A 6319-nucleotide genomic window follows, 5' to 3' on the forward strand; every position below is an offset into this window, starting at 1 on the left:
AAGCGGGTTTACATTCCGCTCCTATACACATGCTGTAAAGTCTCTTTTTGCGCCTCTGTACGGGATTTGAAATCCCGAAGAGAAGTGAGCCTGCCGTCCTACACAAGACCGCAGGCTCGCTTTCTAAGCATCCCAGAACTTCTAGAAAGCAAATTCAATGCCGGCTATCGAATTTTTTTGACTCGCCGCTGACGCTGATTGCTTGGTGCACTCGATCCGGTTCAACTGGATCTGCGGATCTTCACTAATTTGGGACAGAACCTTCAGTAAATCTTGAGCCATGGTTTGAATCATTGCGGGTTTGAACAATTTGGAGCTGTAATGGAAACCGCCCGTGAGGCCGCCGTCAACTTCGGACATGAACAAGGTCAGATCGAATTTCGCTTCTTCCAAGTCGTCAAGCATATATGGAGTCATACTCAAACGATCGAAATGAGCTTCTTTCTCCTCAATATTCTGCATATCAAAAATCGTATCGAAGACCGGATTGCGGCTTACATCCCGCTTGATCTTCAATCGTTCCACCAGCTCTTCGAAAGGATAGTCCTGATGCTCGAATGCTCCGAGTGTCGTCTCTTTCACTTCTTCCAAATAGGACCAGAAGGTCTTGCTTCCGGCCGGGTAGCTGCGGATGGCCAGTGTATTGACGAACATGCCGAGAACCGGCTCTAAATCCGCGTGTGTTCTCCCCGCAACCGGCGTGCCGATAATGATATCTTCCTGGCCGCTGTATTTGGACAGCAGCACGTTGTACGCAGACATCAGCACCATATATAGCGTGCTATGACTCGCAGCTGCCAGTTCATGCAGCCGCTTTGCGAGCACAGCATCGACTTCAAATTCATGATGCGCCCCGTCAAAACTTCTGGCCGCGGGCCGCTCGAAATCCGTAGGCAAATCGACCGCAGGAAGATCTCCAGCCAGCGATTGCAGCCAGTACGCTTCCTGTTCTCTCGTCCGCTCCTTGTACACATCGGACTGCTGCCATACCGCATAGTCTTTGTACTGGATACGCAGAGGCGGCAGCTCTTCACCGGCATACAACCGGGCAAACTCATCCACCAGAATCGACATGGATACTCCGTCAGAAATGATGTGATGCATATCAAACATCAGGATATGAACATCCGGTTGCAGCCGGGCCAAACCTGTACGCAGGAGCGGCGCTGTCTCCAAATCAAACGGACGGACAAAACTTTGAACGAGTTCTGCGGTTTCTTCTTCGGCCGCCGAACAGTATTCAATCTCAAACTTCACTTGTGGATGAACCCGCTGGACTACCTCTCCATGGACCATTTCAAAACTGGTTCGCAGTGCTTCATGCCGTGCAATCAATTTCTGTAAAGCCGCTTCGAGTCGATCCGGTTCCACCGGGCCTTCAAGCCTCATTATTTCCGGCATGTTGTAGAGCTGCTGCGCTCCTTCCAGCTGATGCTGAATGAACAGACGCTTCTGCGCCGAAGATAGCGGATAATACTCCCTGGCTTCCGCAACCGGGATGGATGCATACGAACCTTCCTCCATCCGGGCAATCGCCTGCGCCATCTCTTCCACAGTAGAGCAGCGGAACACCTCCCGCAGCGGGAAGGCGACGTTCAGCTCTTTGTGAATCTTGCTCACCAGCGTCGTAGCGCGCAGGGAATGCCCGCCAAGATCGAAGAAATTATCCTTCACGCCCACCGTGACAGGACCGAGTACGGCCTGCCAGATCTCGGCGAGCTTCGCTTCCAGCGGCGTCCGCGGGGCGAGGTAGTCCGATCCGCCGCTTGCGCTTCCTTCCGGAGCGGGCAGCGCCTTGCGGTCGATCTTGCCGTTCGGCGTCAGCGGCAGCTGCTCCAGCTGCACGAAGTACGACGGAATCATGTAGCCCGGCAGTTCCCGGGCAAGTAGGCTTCTCAGCTCGCTCGCGGGAAGCTCTCCGCCTCCGGCAGCGGTGAAATAGGCGCACAGCGCTTTCTGACCGCTCTCATCCTCCCGGATGGTCACAACCGCTTCGCGAACTGCTTCTATCTTCAGAATCTGCGACTCCACTTCGCCGATCTCGATCCGGTATCCTCGGATTTTGGCCTGGTGGTCGATCCGGCCGATGAAATCCACGTTGCCGTCCGCCATCCAGCGTGCCAAATCGCCTGTGCGGTACAGCCGCTCCCCGTCCGTGAACGGACTGTCTGCGAACTTCTCCGCATTCAGCTCGGGACGGTTCAAGTAGCCCCGGGCCACACCCGGTCCGCCGATGCACAGCTCGCCCAAGACTCCCACCGGTACCGGGTTCAAATGCGTATCCACGATGTAGAAGCGGGCGTTCAGCCGCGCTTTGCCGATCGGTACGCTGCCTTTCCCGGGCAGGAGCGCGAGCGGCTCATCGTAGTAGCTCGAATCGATCGCCGCTTCGGTTACGCCGTAGCTGTTGATGATTCTAAACTGCGAGCCGTAGCGCTCCTGCAGCAGCCGGTAATCTCCCACGCTGCAGCTGTCGGAGCTCGTAATCAGCAGCTTCATGGAGCTCATATCCAGCCCGTGCTCGGCGACATAGTCCATGAACGGCACAATGAGCGCCGGGGTCGATTCGAACACCGTAATCCCGCAGTCGTGAATCCAGCCGTGCAAACGGGCCGGGTCGATGCGGTCGTCCTTCGGACAGATCACCATCGTTCCGCCGTTATACAGCGTGCGCGCGATATCCCCCACGAAGACGTCGAAGGAGAAACTCGCCAGCTGCAGCAGCCGGACCGGGAACTGGTCCAGGCGGTACTCGCGGCGGTAAGCCGCTGCCGTGTTGACGAGGCTGCGGTGCTCGATCATGACTCCTTTGGGGCGTCCTGTCGTTCCCGACGTGTAGATCACGTAGGCCAGATCTTCCATGCGCGGTGTGTTGTCGTTATCGTCAGTTGCACTCACGCCAGCTGCGTTCACACCGGCTGCGCTGTTCGCTGCATTCACTCCAGCAGCATTCAACCTGGATGCGTTGTGCCTTGCATTCGCTCCAACAGCATCCACACGGGATGCGCTGTTCGCTGCATTCACTCCAACAGCATCCACATCGGATGCGTTGTGCGTTGCATTCACTCCAACAGCATTCACACCGGATGCGTTGTGCGTTGCATTCACTCCAACAGCATTCACACCGGATGCGTTGTGCGTTGCATTCACTCCAACAGCATTCACACCGGATGCATTGTATGCTGCACTTACTCCAGCAGCGTCTACGCCGAGTGCGCTGTACGCTGCCTCATCGTCCAGGCACAGCACGCTTTGCAGCGGCAACGCCATTCCTTCGTCCAGCCAGGCCCGGGTACGCTCCAGCAGATGGCTCTGCGTCAGCAGCACGGATGCGCCGCTGTCCTCCAACATGAACCGGATGCGGTCCTGCGGATAATCCGGATCAATCGGCACGTACGCGCCTCCGGCTTTCCACACCCCGAGGACACCGACCAGCAGCTCCACCGAACGATCGGCCAGGATGCCGACGATGCTTTCGCTGCCAATGCCGCCCGCCCGCAGCACCGCCGCCAGGCGACTGGCCCGTTCGTTCAGCTCGCCGTACGTCAGCTGCGTATCTTCATACACCACCGCCGCTTGCTCAGGCGTAAGTGCGGCCTGTGCTTCGAACAACCGGTAGAGCGGCTGTTCCGGCGGAAGTTCACCGGCAGGCTCCGCGTTGAATACCTGCTGGATCTGCTGCTTTTCATCCGCAGTCATTATATCCAGCGCTGCAATCCTCGCCTCCGGTTGGCTTACAATCGCTTCGAGCAACTGCTCGAAATGCTTCGCCAACCGCTCAACCGTCTCCTTTTTATACAAAGCGGTCGAGTATTCAAGGGTATAATCCAAACCCTGGCTATCTTCCATGACGTCCAGACTGAGGTCAAATTTGGCCATTCCATAGTCACTCGGATAGGACTCTAGTTGAAGGCCTTCAACATCGAAATCCTTGTTTTCGGTATTTTGCAGAGTAAACATTGTATCAAAAAGCGGGTTGCGGCTGAGATCACGGGCAACCTGCACCTTGTCCACCAGCTCTTCAAACGGATAGTTCTGGTTCTCGAAAGCGCCCAAAGTCGTTTCCTTCACTTCCTCCAAATACGCGAGGAAACTCTTCTCTCCGGCCGGATAGTTACGAATGGCCAGCGTATTAATAAACATTCCGATCAGAGGCTGAACATCCCCGTGATTTCTTCCCGCAATAGGCGTACCTACGACTACATCTTCCTGGCCCGTGTACTTATGAAGCAGGATGGTATAAGCCGCAAGCAGGACCATATACAGTGTCGTACCGGTTTGGGCAGCCAGCTTCTTCAAGCCCTCGCTCTTGTTCTCATCCATGACAAATTCAAGCGTATGCCCTTCGTAGCTTTGCACCGCCGGACGCGCGTAATCAGCCGGCATTTGAAGAACGGGCAGCTCTCCTTGATACACATCCAGCCAGTAAGCTTCCTGCCGTTTCAATTGCTCCTGCTGCGCTTCAGACTGCTGCCATACGGCATAGTCCTTGTACTGGATGCGCAGCGGCTCAAGCTTATCTCCGATGTATAAGCCGACAAACTCTTCCACGAGGACGTCCATCGATACACCGTCGGAGATGATGTGATGCATATCGAACAGCAGGATATGACGTTCCGGCTCCAGCTCGATGAGCCCGACTCGCAGCAGCGGCGGCTTCGCCAGATTGAACGTGCGGATGAAGCCGCGCACGGCTTCCCCGGCTGCCTCTTCACTCATCCGGAAATGTTCCACGCTAAAGTCGGCTTCCCGGTAAATCTGCTGTACGGCTTCACCGTCTATTATTTCAAACCCGGTGCGCAGCGTCTCATGACGTGCGATCAGCCCACGGAACGCTTCTTCGAAGCGCTCACGCTCCAGTTTCCCTTGAAGAAGCATCGCGCCCGGCATGTTGTAGCTCTGCTCAGCCCCTTCCAGTTGATGCAGGATAAAGAGACGCTTTTGCGCCGAAGAGAGCGGGTAGTACTCCCTTGCTTCCGCAACCGGGATGGACGTGAACGAACCTTCCTCCATCCGGGCAATTGCCTGCGCCATCTCTTCCACAGTGGAGCAGCGGAATACATCCCGCAGCGGGAAGTCGACGTTCAGCTCTTTGTGAATCTTGCTCACCAGCGTCGTAGCGCGCAGGGAGTGCCCGCCAAGATCGAAGAAATTATCCTTCACGCCGATGGTGACAGGTCCAAGCACGGCCTGCCAGATCTCGGCCAGCTTCGCTTCCAGCGGCGTCCGCGGGGCGAGGTAGTCCGATCCGCCGCTCGCGTTTCCTTCCGGCGCAGGCAATGCCTTGCGGTCGATCTTGCCGTTGGGCGTCAGCGGCAGCTGCTCCAGCTGCACGAAGTACGACGGAATCATATAGCCCGGCAGTTCCCGGGCAAGTAAGCTTCTCAGCTCGCTCGCGGGAAGCTCTCCGCCTCCGGCAGCGGTGAAATAGGCGCACAGCGCTTTCTGACCGCTCTCATCCTCCCGGATGGTCACAACCGTTTCCCGAACGGCTTCTATCTTCAGAATCTGCGACTCCACTTCGCCGATCTCGATCCGATATCCCCGGATTTTGGCCTGGTGGTCGATGCGGCCGATGAAATCCACGTTGCCGTCTGCCATCCAGCGCGCCAAATCGCCTGTGCGGTACAGCCGCTCCCCGTCCGCGAACGGGCTGTCTGCGAACTTCTCCGCATTCAGCTCGGGACGGTTCAAGTACCCGCGGGCCACTCCGGGTCCGCCGATGCACAGCTCGCCGAGCACACCGACCGGTACCGGGTTCAAATGCATATCCACGATATAGAAGCGGGCGTTCAGCCGCGCTTTGCCGATCGGTACGCTGCCTTTCCCGGGCAGGAGCGCAAGCGGCTCATCGTAGTAGCTCGAATCGATCGCCGCTTCGGTTACGCCGTAGCTGTTGATGATTCTAAACTGCGAGCCGTAGCGCTCCTGCAGCAGCCGGTAATCTCCTACGCTGCAGCTGTCGGAGCTCGTAATCAGCAGCTCCATGGAGCTCATATCCAGCCCGTGCTCGGCGACGTAGTCCATGAACGGCACAATGAGCGCCGGGGTCGATTCGAACACGGTAATCCCGCAGTCGCGAATCCAGCCGTGCAAACGGGCCGGGTCGATGCNTGAGCGCCGGGGTCGATTCGAACACGGTAATCCCGCAGTCGCGAATCCAGCCGTGCAAACGGGCCGGGTCGATGCGGTCGTCCTTCGGACAGATCACCATCGTTCCGCCGTTATACAGCGTGCGCGCGATGTCCCCGACGAAGACGTCGAAGGAGAAGCTCGCCAGCTGCAGCAGCCGGACCGGGAACTGGTCCAGGCGGTACTC

At 57.2% G+C, this 6319-nt stretch carries 1 pseudogene; it reads right to left on the minus strand.

Annotated features, from left to right (window positions below):
* Positions 1-141: 141 nt before the first annotated feature.
* Positions 142-6319, minus strand: a pseudogene (locus tag EDM21_RS25625) (amino acid adenylation domain-containing protein); the annotation flags it as partial.

The sequence above is a fragment of the Paenibacillus lutrae genome, assembly GCF_009757775.1.
Lineage (GTDB): Bacteria > Bacillota > Bacilli > Paenibacillales > NBRC-103111 > Paenibacillus_F > Paenibacillus_F lutrae.